This is a genomic window from Paenibacillus shunpengii, assembly GCF_042684905.1.
Taxonomy (GTDB): Bacteria; Bacillota; Bacilli; order Paenibacillales; family Paenibacillaceae; genus Paenibacillus; species Paenibacillus shunpengii.
The window spans coordinates 1,546,633-1,571,236 of record NZ_JBHUMJ010000002.1 but is presented as its reverse complement, the minus strand read 5'-3'; the positions used below and the strand labels follow the sequence as shown (position 1 = coordinate 1,571,236).

General features: G+C 44.7%; 28 protein-coding genes and 1 pseudogene. 2 read left to right on the top strand and 27 right to left on the bottom strand.

All coding sequences use genetic code 11. The features are described 5' to 3' along the window. Positions 1-53: 53 nt before the first annotated feature. From pepF to hxlA, 4 genes are all read right to left on the bottom strand, one after another. Positions 54-1,853 (bottom strand): oligoendopeptidase F, encoded by a 1,800-nt coding sequence (gene pepF, locus ACFSVM_RS07495; RefSeq protein ID WP_379261172.1) that lies wholly within the window; start codon positions 1,851-1,853, stop codon positions 54-56. A gap of 218 nt (positions 1,854-2,071) precedes the next feature. Further along, complete coding sequence (locus tag ACFSVM_RS07490; protein ID WP_076310992.1) at positions 2,072-2,443, bottom strand: winged helix-turn-helix transcriptional regulator; 372 nt, start codon at positions 2,441-2,443, stop codon at positions 2,072-2,074. Positions 2,444-2,511: 68 nt separating this feature from the next. After that, on the bottom strand, positions 2,512-3,060 hold the full coding sequence (gene hxlB, locus ACFSVM_RS07485; protein ID WP_379261169.1) for a 6-phospho-3-hexuloisomerase: 549 nt from the start codon (positions 3,058-3,060) through the stop codon (positions 2,512-2,514). A gap of 6 nt (positions 3,061-3,066) precedes the next feature. Further along, positions 3,067-3,699: a 3-hexulose-6-phosphate synthase gene (gene hxlA / locus ACFSVM_RS07480; RefSeq protein ID WP_047909555.1), complete on the bottom strand. Its 633-nt coding sequence runs from the start codon at positions 3,697-3,699 to the stop codon at positions 3,067-3,069. Positions 3,700-4,137: 438 nt separating this feature from the next. Between hxlA and ACFSVM_RS07475 the strand changes: the two genes are divergently transcribed. Further along, entirely contained in the window at positions 4,138-5,937 is a 1,800-nt protein-coding gene (locus tag ACFSVM_RS07475) for an LTA synthase family protein (RefSeq protein WP_379262921.1), read from the top strand. 107 nt (positions 5,938-6,044) lie between these two features. Here the strand turns inward: ACFSVM_RS07475 and ACFSVM_RS07470 are convergent, their stop codons facing one another. The 4 genes from ACFSVM_RS07470 to ACFSVM_RS07455 form a co-directional block, all read right to left on the bottom strand. Continuing rightward, complete coding sequence (locus tag ACFSVM_RS07470) at positions 6,045-7,124, bottom strand: lactonase family protein (protein WP_076310994.1); 1,080 nt, start codon at positions 7,122-7,124, stop codon at positions 6,045-6,047. A gap of 15 nt (positions 7,125-7,139) precedes the next feature. Next, entirely contained in the window at positions 7,140-7,589 is a 450-nt protein-coding gene (locus tag ACFSVM_RS07465; RefSeq protein ID WP_379261166.1) for an OsmC family protein, read from the bottom strand. 148 nt (positions 7,590-7,737) lie between these two features. Then, complete coding sequence (locus tag ACFSVM_RS07460) at positions 7,738-8,865, bottom strand: NADH-dependent flavin oxidoreductase (RefSeq protein WP_076310996.1); 1,128 nt, start codon at positions 8,863-8,865, stop codon at positions 7,738-7,740. A gap of 299 nt (positions 8,866-9,164) precedes the next feature. Further along, complete coding sequence (locus ACFSVM_RS07455; protein ID WP_076310997.1) at positions 9,165-9,839, bottom strand: SOS response-associated peptidase; 675 nt, start codon at positions 9,837-9,839, stop codon at positions 9,165-9,167. A 211-nt stretch (positions 9,840-10,050) separates the two neighbouring features. Here ACFSVM_RS07455 and ACFSVM_RS07450 point away from each other — a divergent pair, with 211 nt between their 5' ends. Further along, complete coding sequence (locus tag ACFSVM_RS07450) at positions 10,051-10,716, top strand: hypothetical protein (protein ID WP_379261163.1); 666 nt, start codon at positions 10,051-10,053, stop codon at positions 10,714-10,716. A 124-nt stretch (positions 10,717-10,840) separates the two neighbouring features. Here the strand turns inward: ACFSVM_RS07450 and ACFSVM_RS07445 are convergent, their stop codons facing one another. The 19 genes and pseudogenes from ACFSVM_RS07445 to ACFSVM_RS07355 form a co-directional block, all read right to left on the bottom strand. Further along, positions 10,841-11,305, bottom strand: a complete 465-nt coding sequence (locus ACFSVM_RS07445) for a hypothetical protein (RefSeq protein WP_379261161.1) — start codon at positions 11,303-11,305, stop codon at positions 10,841-10,843. A gap of 55 nt (positions 11,306-11,360) precedes the next feature. Continuing rightward, positions 11,361-11,831: a hypothetical protein gene (locus tag ACFSVM_RS07440; protein WP_379261159.1), complete on the bottom strand. Its 471-nt coding sequence runs from the start codon at positions 11,829-11,831 to the stop codon at positions 11,361-11,363. A 161-nt stretch (positions 11,832-11,992) separates the two neighbouring features. Then, complete coding sequence (locus ACFSVM_RS07435; RefSeq protein ID WP_076311001.1) at positions 11,993-12,430, bottom strand: GNAT family N-acetyltransferase; 438 nt, start codon at positions 12,428-12,430, stop codon at positions 11,993-11,995. A 30-nt stretch (positions 12,431-12,460) separates the two neighbouring features. After that, on the bottom strand, positions 12,461-12,904 hold the full coding sequence (locus ACFSVM_RS07430) for a GNAT family N-acetyltransferase (RefSeq protein ID WP_076311002.1): 444 nt from the start codon (positions 12,902-12,904) through the stop codon (positions 12,461-12,463). 195 nt (positions 12,905-13,099) lie between these two features. After that, positions 13,100-13,399: a GNAT family N-acetyltransferase gene (locus tag ACFSVM_RS07425; protein WP_379262919.1), complete on the bottom strand. Its 300-nt coding sequence runs from the start codon at positions 13,397-13,399 to the stop codon at positions 13,100-13,102. Beyond that, a complete protein-coding gene (locus tag ACFSVM_RS07420) occupies positions 13,318-13,689 on the bottom strand; it encodes a GNAT family N-acetyltransferase (protein WP_379261156.1) in 372 nt (123 codons plus the stop codon). The genes ACFSVM_RS07425 and ACFSVM_RS07420 overlap by 82 nt, the downstream gene beginning before the upstream one ends. Before the next feature lie 160 nt (positions 13,690-13,849). After that, on the bottom strand, positions 13,850-15,418 hold the full coding sequence (gene pruA / locus ACFSVM_RS07415; RefSeq protein ID WP_379261154.1) for an L-glutamate gamma-semialdehyde dehydrogenase: 1,569 nt from the start codon (positions 15,416-15,418) through the stop codon (positions 13,850-13,852). Between the two features lie 235 nt (positions 15,419-15,653). After that, positions 15,654-17,579: a PTS fructose transporter subunit IIABC gene (locus ACFSVM_RS07410; RefSeq protein WP_379261152.1), complete on the bottom strand. Its 1,926-nt coding sequence runs from the start codon at positions 17,577-17,579 to the stop codon at positions 15,654-15,656. A 64-nt stretch (positions 17,580-17,643) separates the two neighbouring features. Next, positions 17,644-18,555 (bottom strand): 1-phosphofructokinase, encoded by a 912-nt coding sequence (gene pfkB / locus ACFSVM_RS07405; RefSeq protein ID WP_379261150.1) that lies wholly within the window; start codon positions 18,553-18,555, stop codon positions 17,644-17,646. Beyond that, positions 18,552-19,304: a DeoR/GlpR family DNA-binding transcription regulator gene (locus ACFSVM_RS07400; protein ID WP_379261148.1), complete on the bottom strand. Its 753-nt coding sequence runs from the start codon at positions 19,302-19,304 to the stop codon at positions 18,552-18,554. Before ACFSVM_RS07400 ends, pfkB begins: the two co-directional genes overlap by 4 nt. Before the next feature lie 180 nt (positions 19,305-19,484). After that, on the bottom strand, positions 19,485-19,850 hold the full coding sequence (locus ACFSVM_RS07395) for an MmcQ/YjbR family DNA-binding protein (protein ID WP_379261146.1): 366 nt from the start codon (positions 19,848-19,850) through the stop codon (positions 19,485-19,487). A 97-nt stretch (positions 19,851-19,947) separates the two neighbouring features. Next, entirely contained in the window at positions 19,948-20,538 is a 591-nt protein-coding gene (locus tag ACFSVM_RS07390; protein WP_379261144.1) for a histidine phosphatase family protein, read from the bottom strand. Positions 20,539-20,584: 46 nt separating this feature from the next. Further along, positions 20,585-20,740: a hypothetical protein gene (locus ACFSVM_RS07385; protein WP_193745963.1), complete on the bottom strand. Its 156-nt coding sequence runs from the start codon at positions 20,738-20,740 to the stop codon at positions 20,585-20,587. A 38-nt stretch (positions 20,741-20,778) separates the two neighbouring features. Further along, a pseudogene (locus ACFSVM_RS07380) lies at positions 20,779-20,934 on the bottom strand (GNAT family N-acetyltransferase); the annotation flags it as partial. Positions 20,935-20,993: 59 nt separating this feature from the next. After that, positions 20,994-21,749, bottom strand: a complete 756-nt coding sequence (locus tag ACFSVM_RS07375; RefSeq protein WP_379261142.1) for a class I SAM-dependent methyltransferase — start codon at positions 21,747-21,749, stop codon at positions 20,994-20,996. A gap of 109 nt (positions 21,750-21,858) precedes the next feature. Next, positions 21,859-22,368, bottom strand: a complete 510-nt coding sequence (locus ACFSVM_RS07370; protein ID WP_379261140.1) for a GNAT family N-acetyltransferase — start codon at positions 22,366-22,368, stop codon at positions 21,859-21,861. A gap of 15 nt (positions 22,369-22,383) precedes the next feature. Then, positions 22,384-23,100 carry an AAA family ATPase gene (locus tag ACFSVM_RS07365; protein ID WP_076311009.1) on the bottom strand — a complete coding sequence of 239 codons (717 nt, stop codon included), beginning with the start codon at positions 23,098-23,100 and terminating at the stop codon, positions 22,384-22,386. 128 nt (positions 23,101-23,228) lie between these two features. Beyond that, on the bottom strand, positions 23,229-23,759 hold the full coding sequence (locus ACFSVM_RS07360) for a GNAT family N-acetyltransferase (protein ID WP_047909574.1): 531 nt from the start codon (positions 23,757-23,759) through the stop codon (positions 23,229-23,231). A 150-nt stretch (positions 23,760-23,909) separates the two neighbouring features. Beyond that, a complete protein-coding gene (locus ACFSVM_RS07355; RefSeq protein WP_076311010.1) occupies positions 23,910-24,431 on the bottom strand; it encodes an AAA family ATPase in 522 nt (173 codons plus the stop codon). Between the last annotated feature and the right edge of the window lie 173 nt (positions 24,432-24,604).

The window sequence follows — 24,604 nt, the reverse complement described above, 5'->3', positions numbered from 1 at the left end:
CTACATTTATAATCTGTCTAGAACTAAACACCTTCTCGACGACCTCTCTATGATTAATACAGGCTCTCTAATTCATCGATCAGTGAGCCGACGTACGCTGCCGCACTTCGAATCGGATCGGGACGCGTCATATCAACTCCTGCCAGCTTCATCAGCTCCAGCGGGCTCATGGAACCACCTGCTTTGAGAACCTCTAGCCAGCGATCAACAGCCGGTTGTCCTTCTTCACGGATCAACTGGGCTACAGCCGTTGAAGCTGTTAAGCCTGCAGCATAGGTATAAGGGTACAAGCTCATGTAGTAATGCGGCTGGCGCATCCAAGTCAATTTTGCATGATCATCAATGACAACCCCTTCTCCCCAGAAGCTGGACAGAATATTTCCTTTGAGCTCGCACAGCTTAACAGCCGTCAGCGGTACATTATTCATCGCGAGGTCATAAACCTGGCGCTGGAGCTCTCCTTCGAGCAGATGCGTTACAAAGTTATGGAAATAAGTGCCTAGCAGCTGCGAAATAACCCAGCGGCGCATTCTTGGATCTTGAGAACGCTGCAGCAAGTGATCTGCCAGGAGCAGCTCGTTCATAGTCGAAGGCGCTTCGATGAAATAAAGTGAAGGCCTGGAGTTGGTCGGACGCTGATACTTGTTCGCGAGCATCAGGTGTCCCGCATGCCCTACTTCATGAGCAAGTGTAAATGCGCCTCGCATATTATCTGCCCAGCTGATCAAGATATAGGAATGCACACCGGGGATCGACATACAGAAGGCACCCGTTCGTTTTCCTGCATTGTCTGCATAATCCACCCATCGGTTTGCGAATGCATCCGCTACGATCTCTCCGTACTCAGGCCCTAGAATAGACAAGGCTTCCTTAATGAGATCCCCGGCTTCCTGAAAAGTAATACCTGGACTGAAGTCAGGATCGAGCGGAGCCTTCAGATCAGCAAATGTCATCTCATCCAGGTTCAGCACCTTCTTCTTAAGTGCGGCGTATCTTCGCATATGAGGGGCAAGCTCTTCCTGCAAAATGTCAAGAATGTTGTGATACATCTCTGTGGTCACTTGCTGTGGCGTAAGCAGCATTTCAGTTACCGAATCATATCCGCGCAGACGTGATTCAATAACCTGACGCTTCACTTCTGTACCGTAAGCCTCAGCGAAGGTGTTGCGGTATCTGTGGAGCGTTTCGCTGAATGCATGAAATGCATTACGGCGTAAATCCGTGTCTGCGGATTCTACATATTTATTCTCATACAGGGCAAATGATACCGGCACTTCTTCTCCTCGTCCGTCTTCTGCTGTACGAAAAGTCATATCCGCCAATTTGCTTCGTTCATATATGCGATAAGGAGCTCCCAATACATCTCCAAATGAAGTAAGCACTTTTTCCGTTTCTGCACTGAGGCGATGCGGCTTGGTCTTTAGAAGCAGCCCCAAACTGCGTTCAAAATCTTGAAGTGCAGGTTGTTTCTCTATGTATTCCTCAATCATTCCATCTGGAAGAGACAGAATTTCGGACTTAACAAAGGATAGCGCTGAACTTATTGAAGAAGCCGCATCCCGGGCTCTAGCCGCACGGATCTGATTCTCGGGATTAATGCTGTCTCCTGCCAATTCCAGCTGGGCGTAAGCACCCACTCTGCTGATTCTACCTTGGAGTTCCTCCTGTGCAGTTAGACAGGCAAGCAGTACATCCGGCCCTTCTTTCAGTCTTCCTTCGTATTGTGTGACAGAGGAAATGTCTTGCTGTACATCGTTTAATTCTTTCTCCCAAGCTTCCTTCGTCTCAAATATATCCTTTAAGTTCCATGTTGCTTCAAGATCTACTTCTTGGCGTGTTAAAATTTTGGACATCAATTAAATACACCTCTCCTCAGCCTATTTATTGACCATTGTTTGGCACCATTAAATCCCATTGTATCATAAAATAACCTATGTCCTCTTCAATTTTCGCTATAAAAAAATGGATTCTCTCGAAACAAAAATCGAGAGAATCCATCGTATTCATAGACTGTCGTTTAAATCAGTTTGCAAAGACAGCTACCTGTAATAATTCAGCCAGTTAAAATCCATTATTCCGGTGGTTTACCATCCTTCCAGATTACGGTTTCACCATAATGCTTGCCCCAATCATACATCAATCGCAGGACAGGCATAAGACTCTGACCGTGATCTGTAAGCGAGTATTCTACACGCGGGGGAACCTCTGCATACACCTTACGGTGTATCAGCAGATCCTCTTCCAGCTCACGGAGCTGGTTTGTCAGCATCTTCTGCGTGATATGCGGGATCAGCTTCTTCAATTCACTAAACCGTTTCGTCCCTTCAAGCCCTAGATGCCAGAGGATAATAAGCTTCCACTTGCCCCCAATGACTGCAAGTGTCAGTTCCTTCTCGCAGTTAATTTCCTTCAGATTAATTCTCTCTTTTACTTCGGATGCCACGTGCATACCCCCTTCCTAAGCATTGTACTACATCCTTACATTACTCAGCAAAAGAGGTGCATGAGGCACTATTCCAGATTCGCATGCCGTTTTAACATCTGCTCCGCGCTTATGTCCATCTGATTCATAAGTGTAAGAATCAGCCCATCCAGACTAATCAGTAAGGATTGCTCAAAAAGTGAGCCCATCGGCTGTAATGATTCGTTATTTCCTTGTTCTTCCTTCGCCTTTGCTTGAATATGAATAACTCCATCCGCAAGCACGCCGCAGGTTGAATTCGGATTCGTTGTAAGCACAAGCAGCGATGCACCCAGCAGCTTCGCCTTCTCGCCCATAGCCGCAAGACTTCTCGTTTCCCCTGAGCCTGAGCATATGACGAGCAGATCATGCTTATCTATACTAGGAGTCGTCGTTTCTCCAACTACATACGCTGTAATTCCAAGATGAGCTAACCGCATGGCAAAAGCTCTGCCCATCAGGCCGGAACGTCCTGCCCCTGCGATAAATACTCGTTTCGACTGTACAATCAGAGATGCAGCCCGCTCCATCTCTGTAACATCCAGCAGAGAAATCACTTGCTTCAGCTCATTCAGGATTAGCTGTGTACTTGTTGTCATTTGTGCTTATCCTTGCTTGATCAGCTGCTGCATTTCAGCTGCAACTGCTTTCTTATCTTCCTGGCCTGTAATACCTCCGCCCACAATCACAAGATCTGGACCTGCTGCAATGACTTCAGGCAGGCTTTCCAGCTTGATTCCGCCGGCAACTGCTGTTTTTGCACGAGTCACTGCTTTTTTAATCGTTTGAAGATCCTCGAAGGAGTTCTTGCCTACAGCTTGGAGGTCATATCCTGTATGCACGCAGATGTAATCCACGCCGAGCTCGTCAATTTCTTTCGCACGTGTCTCGATATCTTTAACGTTGATCATATCAACCAAGATTTGTTTTCCTTGCTTTTTCGCTTCCTCTACTGCACCCTTAATCGTCATATCATCTGTTGCACCCAGGACAGTAATAATGTCAGCGCCTGCTTCGGATGCCTTCATGATTTCATATCCGCCTGCATCCATAATTTTGAGATCTGCAAGCACATCCAGGTTAGGGTATGCTGCCTTCATTTCTTTTACGGCGCGAAGACCTTCATTGATGACAACAGGTGTGCCGATTTCTACAATATCAATATAAGGCTCCACTTCTCTAACGACTTCAATCGCCTGCGGAATATCTACCAAATCAAGTGCCAACTGTAATTTCATATCGAACATCTCTCCTTATTATTGATTACAAACCCTATCTTATAACTGTTGATTACGAATAAGGAAGTACGCACTTTGAAGTGGTGTAGTTACCTGGAAGTAACTAATGTGATATGTCAAGCATTTAAAAGCATTCCATCTATGGAAAAATGTCTGATTTGATAAAAAAGAATCAGCTGTACTATAATTGCATTACTGTCTTATCTTTGTCCGATTTTAATAGATTCATAGAATGTAATGGGGAGGGGAAACACTTGCCATCCGTTTTTGATGCGCCTTGGCAAGGTCATATTCATGAAACCACCTGTCGAAGAAACAAAGGCTCTTAAGGAGCCCTCTGCACATTATCAGCCTGAGGAGAAATCCTCGATTTATCAGAGAACAGCCGCCGTGATCCGATTGGTCTGTTCACGATCACTTCTGTTCTTCTCTCTTATTATGCTGCTTAAGAGCTATATTGCTTGGTTCGGTGTATTTGAGAATGGGCCTTCCTGGACTACCATGCTGAAGGAGCTTCCTTTTGTACTTATCATCTTCTGTTTAATTGAATGGTTTGCCACCAAGCGAAAATTAATAGTCTATACGATTTTTAATCTGCTGCTTACCGCGATCTTCTTCGCCGTCATTATTTATTACAAATACTATGGTGTGATCGCTACGTATAAGGCACTTGAACAGGTCAATCAGGTTACCGCTGTCAGCAATAGCGTATTCTCTCTTATTGATCCACAATATCTGCTGATCTTTACGGATATCATTGTGTTCGGTATTCTGCTCATTCGCAGCAAGGCAGCTGTAGACTGGAAGAAAGCGATCCTTAGACCTGTAAACAAGAAACTGGTTGCTTCCTTATTCTGTATTTCGCTCATTATTTCTTCGCTCAATATTTACGTCAATCGGGGAGGGTTTAATGAGGTTGTCAAGGCAGAGAACATGGGCATCTTCAATTACGAAGCCTATACTTTGCTGGATCAAGAAGAGCCTGAGCTTGCGCCTGTTTCCAGCATCACGCAAGAACGAATCAATAAATTAAAAGGAATTGATGGAACATCTGCCCCATCTGGTCTAGAAGGCATTGCCAAGGACAAGAACGTCATTATCATTCAGCTGGAGTCATTTCAGGACTTCCTCATCAATCTTCATATCGGCGGCACGGAAATCACGCCTAACCTGAATGAATTGGTCAAAAATAATGCGTACTTCTCGAATTTCTATCAACAAGTCGGTCAAGGCAACACTTCGGACGCCGAATTTGTTGTCAACACGTCCTATTACATCCCTCCTGATGGGGCGGCTGTACAACGGTATGTCGATCAGGAATTACCGAGTCTTCCGAGACTGCTCAAAGAGCACGGATATACGACGACGACATTCCATACGAATGTGGTAGAGTTCTGGAACCGCGGTGAGCTGTACAGCTCTCTCGGATTTGACCGCTTCTATGATAAATCCTTCTTTGGAGAAGAAGATACGGTATATTTCGGGGCATCCGATGATGTTCTATATCGCAAAACAGCGGAAGAGCTTGAGAAAATGGATCAAGCGGATAACCCGTTTTATGCGCATGTCATCTCGATGACAGCTCATCACCCATTTACTTTGCCTGAGGAGAAAGTTGGCGTCACCCTCCCTGAACGTTATGACGACACGCTGGTTGGTGACTATATTCGTTCTCAGAACTATGCGGATCGTGAGCTTGGTAAATTTATTGCGGATTTGAAGAATCGTGGAGTCTGGGATAATAGTATCGTCCTGCTATACGGAGATCACTTGGGACTCCCTACCACATCACTTAATGAGGAAGATCTGGTATTGCTGGAGGAGCTGCTCGGACATCCATACGACTATCCCGACATGATCAATATTCCATTCATCATTACTTCTTCAGATGATATGCCAGCTGGAGAACAGAAGCAGGTTGGCGGTCAGGCAGACATCATGCCTACACTGGCTGGTCTTCTCGGCATCTCATTAGATGAACATCTGCACTTTGGTCAGGATCTGTTCGTGAATAAAGATTACAACCTGCTGCCGCAGCGTTATTACCTGCCAACGGGTTCCTTTGTCAACAATAGTGAAGTCTTCATCTCCGGAAGCGGGTTTGAGGACGGCTGGCACCACAAGCTGAAGGGAACGACCGGAAGTGATTCACAAGCAACCGAGAAAGAATTCAACAATGCACTAGAGCTGATGCATTTATCCAACAGCTACATTCTGCAGCTTCCTTTAAAAGAATAGATATATTATAAAAAGGCATCTGATTCCCTCCATCTGTATAAGGAAGGATCAGATGCCTTTTTTATTTTAGCAGTCAAACTACCCGCATGTATTGTCAACAGAACAAGTTACAGATAAACCGGCCATACACAAACAGGCTTCGGAGATGTGATCTGTTTGCCTGTGTAGCTCAATTGACCCTTCTCCTGATCTACCTGGAAGAGAACTATATTGTTACTGTCACGATTGGCTGCAAGCAGCTGATCACCCGCAGGTGTCAATGCAAAGTGACGTGGATGTCCGCCCTCAGTTGAAATATGCTGCACCGTGCTCAGCGTACCGTCCTCAGAGATCGCATATACTACGATACTGTCATGTCCGCGATTGGAGCCGTACAGGAATCGTCCATCCTTGGAAACCGTAATTTCCGCGCAAGTGTTCTCCCCAGCGAAGCCTCCTTCAGGCAATGTGGACAGCGTCTGCTGTTCGGTCAATGAACCTTCTTCTGCATCATATGTAAAGAAAGTAACGGTAGAATCCACTTCGTTAATCACATAAGCAAACTGTGCATTCGGATGGAAGACGAAATGTCTTGGCCCCGCTCCCGCATGTGTGCTTACTTCACGGTGCAGAACCAGCTTATGCTGCTCACGGTCAATTGTGTAGACGTATATTTTATCGAGTCCAAGGTCCTGAACCATAATATACTTCCCATCCGGTGAGAAAAATGCGGAATGCACATGCGGGCGATCCTGACGCTCTGGATGAGCTCCCTTGCCGGAGTGCTGTTTGGAATCTACCATCTGACCGACGCTGCCATCATCATTCAGCGATACGAGACTTACCGCTCCGCCATGGTAACTGGATATGAGCAGATACTGATACTCAGGGTCTATCTGCACATGACAGGTAGGAGCAATAGCGGATGGAGTACGGTTAATAAGCGTCAGCTCGCCTTGCTCTGGATGTATCGTATAGGCCAGCACTTCACCGGCCTTCGTTCCTTCTGCCGTTGTTATTTCTCCAATCGCATAAACACGCTGGTGTTCGGTATCAACTTGAAGAAAAGTCGGATTCTTCACTCCGGATGTCTCAGATAACAGAGTAAGCTCGCCTGCTTGTTCATTGAATGCATAAACATGGATACCAGGATCGCTTGCCTCTGAATAAGAACCCGTAAATACGAGTAGTCGAGATTGTGCTGTCATTTTGTAACTTCCTCCTTAATTGTCTGCTATTTGCACGATAGGATCTGTGTGTATAAGTACGTTCCCAGCTACAGCTCTTGAGATCATACAGGAGCTTTCTGCCTTGTGTGCAATACGAATCGCCTTATCCATATCGTCCTGTGTCGCTTTTGACGTTAAGATAACCACAGGAGCATGCTTAATCGCTTCGTAGGTGAAGATATTATTGGTTACATCTACTGTTGCCTCAGATGTCAAAGTGAGACTCTTTGTTTCCAGGGATGAACGCTCCAGCATAGCCGCCAGGGTAATAAGGTAGCAGGTCGCCGCAGCGCCAAGCAGCATTTCATCCGGATTGGTTCCAACTCCAGGTCCGCCCATTTCCTTCGGGATGGAGATCTGTGTCTTTAACTGACCCGCTTCAATGGTTCCATCGCTGTTCCTGCCGCCATTCCAGACGGCAGTTAGTGTAAAGGGATGCTTCATAATTTTGTAACCTCCAATCCTTCCTATCATACCATAGCCTGTCTACATAAGATCAACATCAAGACCTAACACATGAACAGCCGGGAGGACTCATGCAAGAGTCTTTCCCGGCAATTCATAAGCCACTTCCTAAGCATTAACTATACGATTACTCTGAGTCCACCACAGGGAACCATCCAGGTACATTCATGATCATATTCCATAGTGGGTCAGGAATAACCAGTCTTTCCTGGTCCAATTTCGTTAAGTTAACCGCTATATGCTCTTCGTTGCCTGATTCAATCTTCTCCACCCAATCTGGCTCAATGATCAGCTCACGTCCGAGCGCGAGAAGCGGAACTCCTGTCTCTAGAGCTGCCAAGGCTTCATCTGGAGTGTGAATTTGTCCAACCCCAATAACGGGAGCTTTGCCGCCTACCCGTTCCAGAATCCATTCCATTCTAGATTTCGAATCATCTGCTCCTCTTCTAGGCTTCGACCAGAAGTCATTCAAGGATACATGAATATAATCCAAGTTCTTCTCTTTAATTGCATCAAGCAAAATGAAGGTCTCCTCCATCGTCAAACCGGGAGTTTCCGGCTCCTCTGGAGAGAAACGGTATCCAACAATAAATGGAGCTTTGGCATGCTCTCGAACGGCTGCCTGCACGCTGTCTATTACTTCTAGCGGAAAAGTAAGCCGCTGATGTGCATCTCCTCCGAAGCGATCTTCTCTTCGATTGGAATGAGGGGATACAAATTGCTGAATGAGATATCCGTTAGCCCCGTGAATTTCCACACCGTCAAAACCGGCAGCAATCGCACGGCGTGTCGCTTCACCAAAATCCTGAATAATGCTCTCAATCTCGGATTCAGCAAGTTCTCTTGGCATCGGTGAACCTGGTCTTTCACTCGCCACCGCACTTGGTGCCACAACATCTCCACCGACAGCATCAGGAGGGCATAAACGACCACCATGAAAAATTTGCAGTACAGCTTTGGCACCTTGTTCCTTAATGGAATTTGCCAGCTTGGTAAGACTCGGTATAAAGGAATCATCTGTTGATGAGAATTGGCCTACGAACCCTTTTCCATTCTCCGTCACGTAAGTAACCGCTGTGACCACCATCCCGGCTCCTCCAGAACGGCGTGCATAGTATGCAAGCTCTGCATCGGATACGGTGCCATCTTCATTCGAGGATGAATGGGTCATCGGTGCCAAGACGATTTTATTCTTCAGTATAATGCCATTCGGTAATGTCACTTTCTCAAAAATCGGACTGTATTTTGGATTCATTCGATTCCACTCCTTTAATCTATATCTTCATTCATATTTGTAAGATATAAAGAGCTAATAAACTACAAGTACCTTACTGAAACAATTATAGTAACTTGATTATACTCTTTCAAGCTGCTTCGGTCCTGCAATGAGATCACATGAAACAGTCCAATGGACTATCCCTTCGACATTTTGCGGAAATTATGTTGATCTATGCTACTCTTACCCTCAGATAAGATTTTCAAAAAGACAAAAGTCCGACCCACATCACATATGCAGACCGGACTCCTTAGGTTCAGTGTATCGGCGTAAATGTATTAATTCTTAACCAGCGCTCTCTGCATGTCCACTTCCTTGACACATTCCAGTGAATCATGATTATCATTGAAGGCAAGCGGTGTCACAGGATAAACATCCATTAACGTATCTTGAAATGACCTGATCATCGGCAGCATCCGATGCATTTCGGTCATATTCGGATCAAGCCATGCATCGATCTGATCTGGCGTAAGTATGGCCGGCATCCGGTGATCAAACTCACGAATGGTCATGTTTGCATCTGCCATCAGCATCGTACAAGTACGGAGCGGCTGCTTCCTCGTATCCTTCCATACCTCATACAATCCGGCAATGCCGAACATAGAGCGATCTGGCATAACTACACGTACCGCATACCTGCGCTTGCCATCCTGACGCCAATAATAAAAACCATTGCAAGGTATAACACAGCGTTTTTGTTCCACCATTTTGCGGTAAGTCACATTCTCACTAACGGACATTAAGTCGGCATTAACAGCATCCTTGCCCCAAAAAGGAATAAATCCCCAGCGATACTCATCCATGATACGTTCTCCATCCTCATAGAGAATAATCGGAGCATGCTGCGTCGGACTAATGTTATAACGGTTCTTGTAATAGTACATAACTCGTTGTATCGCAAAGTGATCACGCACCTCATCTAAATCTGCGGCCAGTGAATAACGTTTACACATCTGTCTTCCCTCCCTGTATTTTCCTATATCATTTGTGGCAGGAGGGAATTTTATACTTAAAATTTGTAGAAATTATTCATCATGTGTACTATCATGTAGAACTGAATGCATAGTTATGGAATTAAAGTGTTTCAGGATGAACCGTTCCTGGTGAATAGGATTCGTTAAGCAAAAATACCAAGTACATATTAATAGTAAGGGGCGAAGCGGATTGGATTTTTGGATATACTCTATTATCAGCATGATTTATATCATCCTCGTCTTATGGATGGCGATCGATCTATCACGAACGAAGAGGTGGCTTCAGTACCCTCTGCTCCTTCTCCTTGTTACACTTAGCCTTGCTTACGATAATGGCATCATAGCTGCAGGCGAAGCGATAAGCGAAGGAAACCTGCTAATGACACTGAGCAGTCTTCGTTTTTGGCTGCATGCTTTTGTTACACCTACACTTGTTCTGGCCGGCTATTATATTCTGCAGCGCTCAGGTGTAAGATGGGGACGTAAGATGGCTACGCAGATCGCTGCCTGGTTGATTACAGCGGGTCTCATTATCTATCAGATCGTAAGCTCAACCTTGGCTGAAGTGCAGCATCTTACTCTCACGGTAGAGTATGGTGTTATGAGATATAGCGCAGAGGGCCAGGCAGGTCCACCCATTATGGTTATCATTGTAGGCATTATTCTGCTCGTGATAGGAATCCTCGTCCTCGTGAAGCAAAAATGGGCTTGGCTCCTTGTTGGGACGGCTCTATTGTTTATCGGGCAGCTGATCCCTATTCCCATCGAAAGCTCGGCTGCAACCAATGTATTTGAATTGATTCTGATACTGTCCATTTGGCTCACCATTCGGCATCAGGATCGAAATCCAGCATAGTTCATGTCATGAAATATTCAGCGAGTAAATTATGACGTGGTATATTTAGAATTAAATGTGCACCAAAAAACTCTAGATCTGCTGAAGCAGATCTAGAGTTTTTTGGAGTTGATATTCGAGAAGATCACAGCGTCCATATTCGCTTCGTAAGTACGGGGACGTTAAACTTATCTCCCCACTCATGAATTGTTTCGAACACATCATCTGCATCCGTGCCATCCGCTATTCGGTAAACATTCATGACAGGTACAATTCGGCGTCCCTTGGGTTTAATTGCGATAGAAGGACCAAAGGCTTCCTCAATAATGATGGATTTAATATCCTCCGGTTGATAAATACGATCACCGATCTGCAGCGAATGATTAATGAGCTTAAATAGTTTGGGCTTCTTGGACAGCTGGGCAAGAAGGATTGTAATTTCAAATGCAAAAACTGCGCTATATAGTATGAACTGGATCGTAAACAATTTTCCGTCCTCTGACAGATTAAGTAGGCCCAAAAAGAGCGTAGCCACTCCAAATATCACTAACGTGCGGATTCTTTTTCTGTGACTGACCACAAACTCGGGTGTAGGTTTGAATAGCTCCATATCTGTCCTCCTCACATTTCCATTTATTCTAACTTCTATCGAACCCTGCCCAGAATCAGTATCTAAAATTCCCCCACTTTACCGGAATTTGATGCGGCTCTGCCCAAGCTCTAATCTCCTTCATAATCATATCTTCCTGCTTCTGATCTTGGAATTTAATTCGCATGTACATAGGCGTTCTCTTTTTGTTAAATAACTGTATTCCAACGCATGGATGAAAGTAACCTCTAACAATAATGAACTGAATCTCAGAAGCAGTGATTTGATTAGACCCGACTCGATAAGAGTCTGGAAGCACTTCAAATTCGACAGGTCTCCAAGGCTTGTATTTAATGAAATACCAGGCCATCATGATAAGGTAGTATAAACATAACAATATGTAAAAAGAGAACATCCAAAAAATCTCCGATTCTCTACGTAAGCTAGTGACGAATACCCAAGTTTGGAGCGCTATAAACATAAAGACGGCTATTAAATTTGATAATTCCTTAGGACGATTAACCATGTGGACTTTGCCTGATTCCATGAACTTCAGCCCTCCTTCAGTTAACTATTGATCCGCGGATAAACACAAACTGAACATTCCATAATATGACATTCCTGCTCTATATCGTAACTGAGTTACTTTTGTACTGTCAATGCACACAAAAAAGAACACCCTTATATTGGTGTTCACCCTACCTGACTTCATTTCAGTAATTTCCTGAACCCTTCAACGTGCTCTTCACGATAGCCCATAGATTCATACATTCGGTGAGCTTCGACTCTTTGTCCGCCGGATACGAGAATAATATATCTGCAGTTCTGCTGTCTGGCAATCACTTCAATCTCATTCATCAGCTTTCGGCCAATGCCTATTCTTCGGATTTTGGAGGATACTACGACATTTTCGATCACCATAAAAGGCTCGCACTCCCCAATCAGATCTTTACACAGGATTCCCATCAATGATCCCGCCAGCTGATTCTCATAAAAAGCACCCAGCACATAATAGCTCTTATCTTCAAGCAGCGTTTGATAGGTCTCTTCCATCTTCGCTAGGTTTGTACTGACACCGATCAGTTCTTCGTACAGCTCTGCCAGCTGCGGCAGATGCTTCATTTCAATTTGCTCAATATAGACCATGCGACTCCCTCTCTCTTGTTCATGTGCCATTTAAAATTTTTTCTTCAGAAAATATTGCTTGATTTCCCCGGGAAATAAATCGTTGATTCCGTATACATCATACCCGTTCTTCTCATAGAACGAAGGCGCTTGATAAGAAAAAGTCGACGTATGCGCAAACAAACAGCCTGCTTCTCTTCCTCTGCGCTCGGCTTCGCACAGCATATATTTGCCGAATCCGTTGCTCCGATAGGCTTCTGCAATCCAAAATACATCAATATATAAACCGTACAGCCATGTCTCGCAAAATATTCCTCCGACCACTTCTGACGCTTCGTTCTTCAAATAGAGATGAATACTGTCGCCAGGCTCTTTCAGCAATCCACCGGTTGCTCGCATATTATATCCATGCAGCTTACGGCTAATATCTTCATAGTCCGAAACAGCTTCTCTGTCCGAAGATAAACGCATATTCTCAAAATAAATATCTGCCATCAGCGCTGATCCTCTCTGAATGAATCTAATCTATAAACCGCAATAGATTCAATTTATGTTTTATTTCTCGGGTAATCGCAGAATTAGCATAAGTTTGACAAATACTTGTCTATTTTTTGTCAAAAGCTATAGCTTACTGTAGATTGGTTGACCTATTCGTCTATTTTCAAGTTTCCATGTTCCTGCTTATTGATCTCAGCCTTCCAGATCACGTGCATAGGCGGTCAACTTCGTACGCTGTACTAATGTATCATATTCGCTCTTTAGTATACTCATGTGAATGATATCATTGTATTTCCCATTCCGATAAATCTTCTGCCTCGCTCTTCCTTCTTCTACAAAGCCGCATTTCTTATAGCAACGGATTGCCGCATGATTGAAATCATATACCTGTAGCTCCAGCCGATTTAAATTCATCTCATTAAATACCAGATATTGCAGCAATCGTATCGCTTCAGAGCCGAAACCTCTTCCTTGATCTTTCTTCGAACCAATAACAATCGCAAGCGAGGCCGTTCGTTCTTCCAGGAGATATTTAACACATCAATCTGACCTATATAGTCGAGTGTATTCTGATGTGCAATGACAAAGCTCTTGTGTGTATCTGACTTGCCGTCCATCATCATATGTATGAAGTCTTCCGTCTTTTTTATACTTTGCGGATAACTAAATAGGTCACTTAAAGTAGACGTAATAACCGAATCGTTAACCCAGCTTTGTATTGCGGATAAATCCTCCATTCGATATTCTCTTAGAACAATTCGTTCGCCTATAATGTGCCCCATTGCTAACACCTCTTTTGGTTTTTTAGCCTACCTGACAGCCCTTCTATCACAGAAATCGTTCATGGGATTAAGGACCTGCAATCCATCTTTTCATTATAAAGGTCATTGTACTAAAAAAAAGATGACTTCGGAATATCCGAAGTCATCTTCATTCATTTAACTACAGCTTCCTAGACGTCAGCTTAGCCTGGGTAAACAAGAGCAGGTAATCGTATCCCCCAGCCTTGGAATCCGTACCTGACATATTGAAACCGCCGAATGGATGTGCTCCAACCAAAGCCCCGGTACATTTGCGGTTTATATACAGATTTCCACAGTGCATCGTCTCCAGCGCTTCCTCAATGCGATTTTGGTCTGAGGAGAAGTAAGAGCCTGTTAATCCAAACTCTGTATCATTATAGATCTCAATCGCTTCCTTATAATCTGATGCCTTGCATATAGCAAGAACGGGACCAAATATTTCTTCCTTCATGATTCTGGCACCTGGTTTCACATCTGCAAAAACCGTAGGCTGGATATAGTAGCCATTACCTTCGGCCGGACTTCCTCCCGTTAGTAACGTTCCTTCGCCTTTGCCAATTTCGATGTAATTCAAGATTTTATCATAAGAGCCCTTATCAATGACCGGTCCTGCTGGATAATTCAGCTCTGGTAACCCGACAACAAGCTTCTCCGTCAGCGCCTTAACCTTCTCCACAACTTCATCATACACAGCTTCCACAATGATCGCTCTTGACCCGGCAGAACACTTCTGTCCCTGGAATCCAAAGGCGGAAGCCACAATGGACTGTGCCGCTGCATCCAGATTCGCAGTCTCATCTACGACGATCCCATCCTTGCCGCCCATTTCAGCAATAAGCCGCTTGATCCAGATTTGGCCTTCTGACGTATTCGCTGCCAGCTTACTTATATGAAGACCGACCTCCTTCGAGCCGGTGAAGCTGATAAATCGGGTCTTCGGATGAGAGGTTAAATAATCTCCAACTTCTGCTCCGCTGCCAGGTATAAAATTGATAACACCAGCTGGAAGACCCACCTCTTCCATAAGCGCAACAAATTTATGAGCTATAGCAGGCGTCGTCGATGCAGGCTTAAGCAATACCGTGTTTCCTGACACAACGGCAGCAGTTGTCATGCCTACGCATATAGCCAGCGGAAAATTCCATGGAGGTATGATGACGCCAACGCCTATAGGAATATATGTTAAGCGATTGTCTTCCCCTTGCACCTTGGTTAGAGGCTGTGTTTCATTAATTTGATCAAGGCGCAATATTTCACGCGCATAAAATTCAATAAAATCTATGGCTTCTGCTGTATCTGCATCGGCCTCAGCATAGTTTTTTCCAGATTCAAGAATCATAAGTGCTGAGAATTCATGCTTGCGTTCCCGCATAAGCGCTGCTGCCTTGAATAAATACTCCGCTCGATCTCTTGCAGGTACCCTCTTCCATGTTTCGAATGTGCTTACCGCCATTTGCATCGCTTCTTCTGCCAGTGCCTGATTCGCTTTACTCACATAACCAATGACTTCGTCCAGATTACCCGGGTTAATTGAAGTAATGACATCCTCAGTGAACACCTTTTTTTCACCGATATGCAGAGGGATATTCTGACCTAATTCAGACTTTACTATGCTAATCGCTTTTTCCATTGCCTGCTTGTTCTCTTCCAAACTGAAGTTCACGAAAGGCTCATTGACAAAAGGACTGATATTCTCTGTCTTATTCACGTTACATATCTCCTCTCAAATTAGAACATCGCAATTGTAATCAAATAAACCAAAGGGGTATGTTTCCTTCACTTACTCCTAAGGTACTGCTAGCTTTATTCAATTATGAGTGAGCCAGAAATATTGCAGCAGAGCTTACGTCCTTTCCCAAGTGCAATGTCACCATTAGGGTTACTCATAAAAAAACCGCCTCTGCACTTTCGTTCAGAGACGGTATTCGAACTTATTTATTTTATTATACTTTCAAAGGCTTCTTCCATAATCCTAAGATGAATCCAGAGAGAACGGCACCAATTACAACCGCCAGCAAGAACATCAATGCATTGCTCGCAAGTGCAGCGACAAAGATTCCTCCATGGGGAGCCGGGAGGTTAATTGCCCACAATTGAGTCAATCCTCCGGCGACCGCCGATCCAACGATACACGAGGTCAATACCCGAAGCGGATCAGCTGCTGCGAATGGAATGGCACCCTCAGTAATAAAGGACAAGCCCAGTACATAATTCGTAATCCCGGATTTACGCTCCTCTTCCGTAAACTTATTCTTGAAGAAGGTTGTTGCTAACGCTATAGCCAATGGAGGAACCATCCCCCCCGCCATGACAGCTGCCATCATCAGCCCATTCTCATTTCCGCTTGACGTAAACACGCCAATCGCAAATGTGTATGCAGCTTTGTTAAACGGTCCGCCCATATCAATTGACATCATACCACCGAGAATGATTCCGAGCAGAACCATATTCCCTGTACCCAGATTGTTAAGTACATCTATCAAACCGGTATTAATCCAGCTGAAGATCGGTGACAAAATATAGAACATCAGTGAGCCGGTAATCAGCAGTCCGAACACCGGATATATCAGAATGGCTTTTAATCCGTCAATGGCTTTGGGCAAATGCTTAAATACCCGGCGAAGTCCAATGACAACGTACCCTGCCAGGAAACCGGCTGCAAGTCCACCGAGAAATCCGGCATTGGCATTAACCGCCATCAAACCACCCACCATACCCGGCATAAGTGCCGGTCGATCAGCAATACTCATTGCAATGAACCCCGCCAGAATAGGAATCAGGAAATGAAACGCTCCATCACCGCCCCCGATCGTCTGGAGCAATTGGAAGATCGGATGATCCTCTCCTCCGACTTGTTCAATGAGGAACGAAATCGCGAGCAGAATCCCGCCGCCGACAACAAACGGAAGCATATGAGATATACCGTTCATTAAGTTCTTATACAAGGTACTGCCGACACTTTTCTTCTCATCCGCAGCTGGTGAAGCCGCTCCACCTTCTGCCTGGTAGATCGGGGCATCTCCTTTTACGGCTTTGGATATCAGCTCTTCTGACTTACGAATACCATCGCTGACAGGACGCTGCAATACAGGCTTACCTGCAAACCGGGCCATCTCGACATTTTTATCTGCCGCGACGATAACCCCCTTCGCCCGGCGGATTTCATCTTCGGTCAAGACATTGTTCGCTCCTTCAGAGCCGTTGGTTTCCACTCGAATATGAACGCCCATCTCCTGAGCCTTCTTCTTGAGTGCGTCTTCAGCCATAAAGGTGTGGGCAATTCCCGTAGGACAAGCAGTTACCGCAACAACAAACGGAATTTCTTCAGCTTGGTCTACTGCCTTCAGAGTCTCATTTGTCGATGAGTCTGCCGAGTGCGTCTTATGCTCCGACTTCTCTGAACCCTCCGCTTCCTCAGCCTGCTTCTCATTGAATAGGGCGGTTACCTCATTCGGCGTCTTTGTTTGCAGCAATCGTTCAATGAAAACGTTGTCAATCAATAGCCGGGAAAGGGCAGCGAGCGTACGAAGATGTGTACTTCCCGCTCCTTCCGGTGCTGCAATCATGAAGAACACATGAGCAGGCTCACCGTCCAATGATTCAAAATCGACACCGGCTTCGCTTTTTGCAAATACAACGGTTGGCTCGTTCACTGCTGAAGTCTTCGCATGAGGCATCGCGATCCCTCCGCCGATTCCTGTGCTGGATTCTGCCTCACGTTTATATATCATTTCTTTGAATAGAACAGGATCATTGATACGCCCGCTGCTAGCGAGACTAGCTATCAATTCATCCATTGCGCCATCCTTCGAAGTGGATTTCAAATTCATGATCATCGTTTCTTCAATCATCAAATCCGTAATTCTCATGTGTAACAACTCCCCTGAATGATCAGGCGTGCATTTTCACGCCTATTAGGTCTTACTTTTATATTTATAATTTGGTGATTTGGACTTCAGGAATCAATTTATCAATTTCTTTTCGCTGAGCAAGATCGTCTGAAAATGCCGTTGCACTGCCTGAAGCTACACCTGCACGAAATGCCTCTAACGGGTCTTTTGTTTGAGTAAGCGTTCCTACAAAGCCAGCAATCATCGAATCTCCGGCACCGACTGAATTTCTTACGGTTCCCGCAGGAACCGTGGCGTGATAAACAGCCTCACTTGTAATCATCAAGGCTCCTTCACCAGCCATAGAAATAATGACGTGCTGTGCGCCTTCATCCAGCAGCTTCCTGCCATAGGTAATGAGGTCGTCCTGAGACTCGATCGTAACTCCGAACATTTCAGCTAATTCGTGATGATTCGGTTTCACCAGCAGCGGTTTATAGTACAAAGCTTCGAGCAAGGCCTCACCTGTCGTATCAATGACAAATTCTGCCCCTGCCTTCTGGCAGGCTTGGATTAATCGAAGATAGAAGTCACCGCCAAGTGAAGGTGGAATACTGCCTGACAGCACGAGAATGTCTCCTTCTGCAAGCTGATTCAGCTTCTGAAGCAGAGCCACTGCCTCTTCCTCTGTGACTACTGGACCAAGTCCATTGATCTCGGTCTCCTGGTCATGCTTCAATTTGACGTTAATTCGTGTATCATCCTGAATGAAAACAAAATCCGATCTAATTCCTTCCTTGTTCAGATACGCGTCTATAAAATCCCCAGTAAATCCACCAATAAAACCGAGTGCTGCATGTTCTGCATTCAGCTGCTCAAGCACCCTGGATACATTGATTCCTTTACCGCCGGGGAGCTTAAGATCCCGCTTCATTCGGTTCAAGCTGCCAAGCTCCAGCTGTTCAACTTCCACGATGTAATCGATGGATGGATTGAGTGTTACCGTATATATCATTTTAATCCCTCAATTGCTTTAAATTTCGGTCCAAGCCATTTCCTATATTCGGCCGGAACCCTGTCTGTTATTAACGTCGCTTCTTCCAGATTAAACAGCTTGGCAAAAGCGATTTCCCCAAACTTGCTTGAATCTGCAAGCACATAGGTCTGTCCGGATAACTGATGGGCCCTGCGTTTAATTAATGCCTCTTCCGGATCCGGAGTCGTATAGCCCATCGCCATATCCAATCCATTGGTACCCAAGAAGCTCTTGTCGAAGCGGAAGTTATCCATATTTTGAAGTGCTATACTGCCAATGACCGCCTTCGTATGCGGTTTCATCATGCCACCGAGCAAATAGCTGCGTATCTTTTTACTTACCAGCGCTTCTACGTGGGAGAGTCCGTTGGTAACAACGGTAATTTCCTGTGCTTCAATATAAGGAATCATGGCAAGCGTGGTCGTGCCCGCATCCAGATAAATACATTCACCATCATGGAGCTGTTTGGCCGCCAAGATCGCTGCTGCGGTCTTTTCTTGAACGTTTTTGAACGTTTTCTCATCCATGCCAAGCTCGGTACTCTTATGACTTACAAGTGAAGCCCCTCCATGGACTCTTTTGAGCAGGTTCTTCGCCTCTAAATCCACCAAGTCTCTTCGAATCGTGGATTCAGAAGCCTGGAGTAATTCAACCAGCTCCTGAAGTTTAACCACTCCACGCTGCTGTAAGCGTTCTAAAATCATCCGATATCGTTCTTCTGTCAGCATCTATTCTTCCTCCTGACTGATTCTATAGTACCACATATCTAGATAAAAACAATCATTTTCAATCAAAAACATTCACATTGCGTCAGATTATGATGTTTAACAGTAAAAAAGGCTCTATGCAGGCTTGCCTTCATGCAAGAACTCCCGCCAGAGCCAGATCACTAGTCTAATCTATAAATATTACTTACCCAAACGATATTGAATTGCTTCACGCTGCTTCTTCGTCAAGCTCTTAAATACCAAGTCGTAGGCATGATCGATCATCGGCAGAATATCCTCTGCTCCAAGGTCTTGGTCCAGGTATACCGTGTTCCAGTGCTTTTTGTTAAGATGATAACCCGGCACGACCGCCTGATGCTGTTCACGCAGATTCACGGCTATGAGCGGATCGCATTTGAGCGATATGCTGAGCGGTTCCTTATCCTTATTCAGGGAAATCAAGGCAAACATTTTCCCCTCAATTTTGGCCACAAGGGTATCCGCCCCGAAAGGATAATCCTCCTTGGCAGCCTTTTTGGACAAACAATAGGAAACGATTGAATTCACTTCAGAACTCTCCTTAGTACGTATTCAGTCAGAAATAATATGTATTACATCAAAGGTATTGCAATCCCTCGCTCTCCCTCTGACCACTTGTCTCGTATCATCCTGTTACTTTCTCCCACAAGCACTCTACCTGAACAAGCCGATTGCCTTCAAATTCTAACCGATAGATGTCAGGCTTCGTGGTTCCTGCCCAGAAATCATAGCCATACTGTGAATCGTAATAATTCATAATAGCCACCATGATATTGCCATGTGTACCGAGAATAATACTCTTCTCCGCATAGTCTGCTAGAATTTGTTCAATGATGGGAATAGCACGCTGCTGTGTTTGCCTTGTCGATTCTCCGCCTTCCAGCGCATAATCCGGATCTTCAAACGAAGCTTGAATCGCTCTCTCCAGCACTTCCCAGTCTGATCTATGATGAGGTCCTTCTATCATTCTTTCCTTAAGTTCCTCATGGAGTACAACCTCTAATCCCTTGGATTTCGCAATAGGATTAACCGTCTCAACGGCACGAACGTATGGACTGGATATAATCAGGTGCACCGGTATGGAAGCAAATATATGAGCAAGCTCCTGTGCATGTGCAGCTCCTTTGTCAGACAAGCCTCTTGTACGCTCTTCTCCAAATTTAAACGGGGATTCCGCGTGCCTTACCATATATAATATCGTTCTACCTGCACTCACTGATATTATTCCCCCTGATCTATAGAATATATCGTATAACAATGTCTTATTTCTTACTCCATACTACAATAATCAGCGTCGCAAGCGGTCCTAGTAACAATGAGAGCAAGAACCAATTCAAACCACTTCTATTCTTGCCTTGTGCCAGGCCTGCATTAATGAGGGCGAGCGTTCCCCATCCGATGTAATAACCATTATCCATAAGATTGCCCTCCCCACAAAAAGGTGTTTCTGCTCAAGTCATTTACTTGTGTATTCAATAAGCCAGCAGTCCCTGTAGGAGCCTTCGTGCCATTCGTGATTTGGAAGAAGCTTCACTTGACGAAAGCCGCATTTCTCATAGACTCTTAATGCTCTCGTATTCCAGGCTTGAGGATCCATAACGATCCGTTCTGCATCCAGCTTGTCCGTTAAATATCCATTACTTCCACATAGCTTCATGCAAGGATAACCCCCTAAACTTCTCCCCAGAAGATTTGTGTCGTATATTCGAAATACACTTGTCCTTCCTGTTGATAGGAATTAAACAGCTCCAGCAGCGCGTTCATCATAGGCTCATAATTAGGGTGGCCTGGCGGTGGGCTGTAGGAGGAAGATTGTAATCTGCCGCTTAACCCTTCATAGTCAAAGATTTGCCGATTAGGAAATTCAACCTCATGCAGCTCTCCATTCTTAAAAAAAGAACGCAGCATATCCGAAGTGATATTGGTATGCTTTACTTCATTGTAATCTGTTCCATAGGTATGAAGCAGCTCATCATATTTGACCAGGAAAGGCGTACCTTCGGTAAGTCTTGAATTCCATATCAGGATTACCTTCCCTTCTGGCTTCAGAATACGCTTAAACTCCTCTTTTGCTAAGCGCTGATCAAACCAATGAAATGACTGGGCGCAAACGATATAATCAACCGACTGAGCTTGCAGGCCCGTCTCTTCCGCAGGACTTGACTGCGCTCTGAATTGAGCGTTGCCAGACAGCCTTGATTCTGCTGCCAGCCGCATTTCCATGTTTGGCTCGACCGCAATCACTGTACTCCCTCTGGCCAGCAGCAGCTCTGACATAATTCCTGTCCCTGCGCCGATATCGGCAATCGTACTTGCCGGCTTCATCCCTATCGTTCCATACATGTAATCGATGGCTTCTACCGGATAGCTTGGACGATATTTCACATAAGAATCGACCCGATCTGAGAAACGTTCTTTGTTATTCATTTGATCAGCCACTTCCCTTCCTATTAATAAGTAGAACTACCTCTTTCTTATACCGAGGCTGTACATTCTATTATAGCTTCCATATCTGGAAGATGATAGATTACCAGTATCAGACCATTTTGGCCATATACAATTCATCTACATACTGTCCATCCACGATCAGTGAATGACGCTTCTTGCCCTCCATTTCAAATCCCATCTTGTGATACAAGGCGATCGCAGCTTCATTATGAGCCATCACCGTCAGCTCAATCCGGTGAATCCTGCGCAGCCTGCACCATTCCTCCATTGCCCGAAACAGCTTCGTACCGACACCTTGACCGGTGTATTGCTGTAGAATGCCAATGACCATGTACACGACGTGCTTCTTACGCTGCAGCTCAGAACCAATAATACCAAGCTGCCCGATCACACTGCTGTCTTCATTAACGGCCAGAAGCAATGTAGAGTGCCCTGATTCGAGCATCCCAATAATTCGCTTCGTCTGGGACTCGATCGTAGCAAGTCTTTCCCCCGGTTCATACAGCATGAACTTCGTCTCCCGATCCAGCTCCTGATTCAGCCTGAGCAGCTGCTCGGCATCTTGTACCTGTACCTCTCTAATCTGTATATTCTCCATATGTCGTTCCCCCTTCTAATCATCACTGAACAACTCATTCAATATCTGTTTTTTATTCTCCAAAAATCTTCTTGTCACTTGATAATGCTCCGTATCTTCATATGCAATCGGACGAATCGGCGTTTGATCAAAGCTGAAAATATCCGCATCTGGATATCCCAGCAATATCGGTGAATGCGTTGCGATGATGAACTGAGCCTGCTCTCTTAAGTCATAGATCACTCTAAGCAGTGACAGCTGTCTCGTTGGTGACAAAGCAGCCTCGGGCTCATCCAGCAAATATATTGCCCTTTGGCTTCCGAACCGATGAACAAATAAGCTGAGGAAGGATTCTCCATGTGACTGATGATGTAGTGATTTACCTCCATAATTTGGCAAGTGCTCAGGATCAGAATCAATGTGGGAGGCAAATTGATAGAAGGACTCTGCCCGGAGGAAGAATCCATTCGTAATTTTGGGCATCCAGGATAATCGAATGTAGTCTCCTAAGGCCGATTCCGAGGCTTCTACATCATACAGATTATTTCTCCCTCCGCCAGCTGTATGAAATCCACATTGATAAGCAATGGCTTCAAGCAGCGTTGATTTGCCAGAACCATTTTCACCCACAAAAAACGAGACTGGCTTGCGAAATTGGATTTCCTCCATACTATGAATGGAAGGTATTGAAAAAGGATACGCTTCACTGTTCTCGATTTTATCATGAAGCATGAGAACTCTTTTTAAATACATCTTCATCCTCCTCAGAATACGAATTTGGTGATATATTTCGCAACGAATCCTCCAGATTACAGATACAATAAAAAAGACCGTAGCCTAAACTGCTAATACGGTCCTGACAAGTATGTAATTCAATTCTATCATTTAGGAGCAGCATTACCCAATTCTTTTACGAAATAGAGCAGTAAATCATCATTGACCTCCACCTGATCACCTAGAGCTACTTCCCGATTATGATTCATCAGACCATTGCCATCTGGAATATAACCTCTCTTGCAATAGATACGCTGAGCAGCACCAAAATCCTTATAAAGCCCCATGCCAATCCCAATACTGTCATAGGAGTTATAGGCTGCTATACTTTCAAATTCTTCGATCAGCTGATTACCGATCCCTCTTCTCCGGAATTCCGGAAAAATATTCACATCATTAATTTCGGGTATACCTTGTGCTCTAAAATACAAATAGTCCGATTCAAACTTCAAATGTGCGCAGCCAGCAAGGATTTGCTCGTCCAGGTACACAAGAAGTGTGACCCTAAGGCCGATTTTGTTCTCATGCAGACATTGTTCATAGAATGAGTCAGCACGTACGATTTTGTGGCGCTCAAAAGCTTTTTTCCATTGCTCGAGTGTTTTCTCTGAATCAAGTCTCTCAAGAATCATTGACATAATCAACCTCACAATCAGAATTTAAAGCTGTACTGAAGCTGTCATTATTATAGATTATATGCCTTTTTCAATAGTGTTGCTATACTAAAAAAACAAACGATAGCGGAGCGCTACCGTTTGCTTCATGTGCTGGATTAATCCAAGCATTTACTAAGTGTATGCGCGAATTTCTAACGGATAACGTGAACTCCAGTAATTCCTTACCCACTTGCGAATCAGCTTACCAGCTTCTTCGGGAGAGTAAGCAGTTGTGTCCATTGTCGATATGGGAGGACTGAACGAGAAATTATCACTGCTCAGCAGCCGATGTGCGAGTCTCGTGTTGCTCCATATCATCTCTTGAGTGGCTCCACGATCCCTAAGTCTATGGTCTCTCACTTCATCACTGCAATGCAGATTCATAAAATAGACTTGGCTGAATAGTTCTCTGTATCCGCTCTCGATTACATCCTCCGGGGTCAAGGTGCCTACAATCACCGTGCCCCGATCACTCATTGAAATTTGATGAGCCATTTGCAGGACAGGTCCTAATGACAAAGAAGAATCCAAGCTTTCTTCCGGATGCAGGTCAAGAACTACAAACTCAGGAAGTAAACTTCGCAGATAAGGAACAACCGATGATTTTCCTACACAGCTTGCGCCTGTTACGATAAATAAGGGGGTCTTAGGCATATATCGCATCTCCTCTACTTTGAAATGAAACCGTTTGCTAAAAATAATGAGAGGGCTTACAAAAATCCTATACCTAAGGTTAACACATTTTCGCCCCGGATAGAAACGCTAAAGTTCATCAATTTGTAACGAAAAGACTCTTTTTATCCATGGTTTTGTGATTTTTCTCGCTG

Coding starts and splice junctions, on each gene's coding strand:
- ACFSVM_RS07420 (WP_379261156.1), bottom strand. CDS start 13,689: ATGGGGCACATTATAGGCGAACGAATTGTTCTAAGAGAATATCGAATG.
- hxlA (WP_047909555.1), bottom strand. CDS start 3,699: ATGAAATTACAGTTGGCACTTGATTTGGTAGATATTCCGCAGGCGATT.
- ACFSVM_RS07355 (WP_076311010.1), bottom strand. CDS start 24,431: ATGCCTAAGACCCCCTTATTTATCGTAACAGGCGCAAGCTGTGTAGGA.
- ACFSVM_RS07470 (WP_076310994.1), bottom strand. CDS start 7,124: ATGACAGCACAATCTCGACTACTCGTATTTACGGGTTCTTATTCAGAG.
- ACFSVM_RS07475 (WP_379262921.1), top strand. CDS start 4,138: ATGCTGCTTAAGAGCTATATTGCTTGGTTCGGTGTATTTGAGAATGGG.
- ACFSVM_RS07440 (WP_379261159.1), bottom strand. CDS start 11,831: ATGGAATCAGGCAAAGTCCACATGGTTAATCGTCCTAAGGAATTATCA.
- ACFSVM_RS07360 (WP_047909574.1), bottom strand. CDS start 23,759: ATGTCAATGATTCTTGAGAGACTTGATTCAGAGAAAACACTCGAGCAA.
- pepF (WP_379261172.1), bottom strand. CDS start 1,853: ATGTCCAAAATTTTAACACGCCAAGAAGTAGATCTTGAAGCAACATGG.
- ACFSVM_RS07445 (WP_379261161.1), bottom strand. CDS start 11,305: ATGGAGCTATTCAAACCTACACCCGAGTTTGTGGTCAGTCACAGAAAA.
- ACFSVM_RS07430 (WP_076311002.1), bottom strand. CDS start 12,904: ATGGCAGATATTTATTTTGAGAATATGCGTTTATCTTCGGACAGAGAA.
- ACFSVM_RS07455 (WP_076310997.1), bottom strand. CDS start 9,839: ATGTGTAAACGTTATTCACTGGCCGCAGATTTAGATGAGGTGCGTGAT.
- ACFSVM_RS07375 (WP_379261142.1), bottom strand. CDS start 21,749: ATGAATAACAAAGAACGTTTCTCAGATCGGGTCGATTCTTATGTGAAA.
- ACFSVM_RS07400 (WP_379261148.1), bottom strand. CDS start 19,304: ATGCTGACAGAAGAACGATATCGGATGATTTTAGAACGCTTACAGCAG.
- pfkB (WP_379261150.1), bottom strand. CDS start 18,555: ATGATATATACGGTAACACTCAATCCATCCATCGATTACATCGTGGAA.
- ACFSVM_RS07435 (WP_076311001.1), bottom strand. CDS start 12,430: ATGGTCTATATTGAGCAAATTGAAATGAAGCATCTGCCGCAGCTGGCA.
- ACFSVM_RS07410 (WP_379261152.1), bottom strand. CDS start 17,579: ATGAGAATTACGGATTTGATGATTGAAGAAACGATGATCATGAATTTG.
- ACFSVM_RS07385 (WP_193745963.1), bottom strand. CDS start 20,740: ATGGATAATGGTTATTACATCGGATGGGGAACGCTCGCCCTCATTAAT.
- hxlB (WP_379261169.1), bottom strand. CDS start 3,060: ATGACAACAAGTACACAGCTAATCCTGAATGAGCTGAAGCAAGTGATT.
- ACFSVM_RS07365 (WP_076311009.1), bottom strand. CDS start 23,100: ATGTATTTAAAAAGAGTTCTCATGCTTCATGATAAAATCGAGAACAGT.
- ACFSVM_RS07460 (WP_076310996.1), bottom strand. CDS start 8,865: ATGAATCCAAAATACAGTCCGATTTTTGAGAAAGTGACATTACCGAAT.
- ACFSVM_RS07465 (WP_379261166.1), bottom strand. CDS start 7,589: ATGAAGCATCCCTTTACACTAACTGCCGTCTGGAATGGCGGCAGGAAC.
- ACFSVM_RS07370 (WP_379261140.1), bottom strand. CDS start 22,368: ATGGAGAATATACAGATTAGAGAGGTACAGGTACAAGATGCCGAGCAG.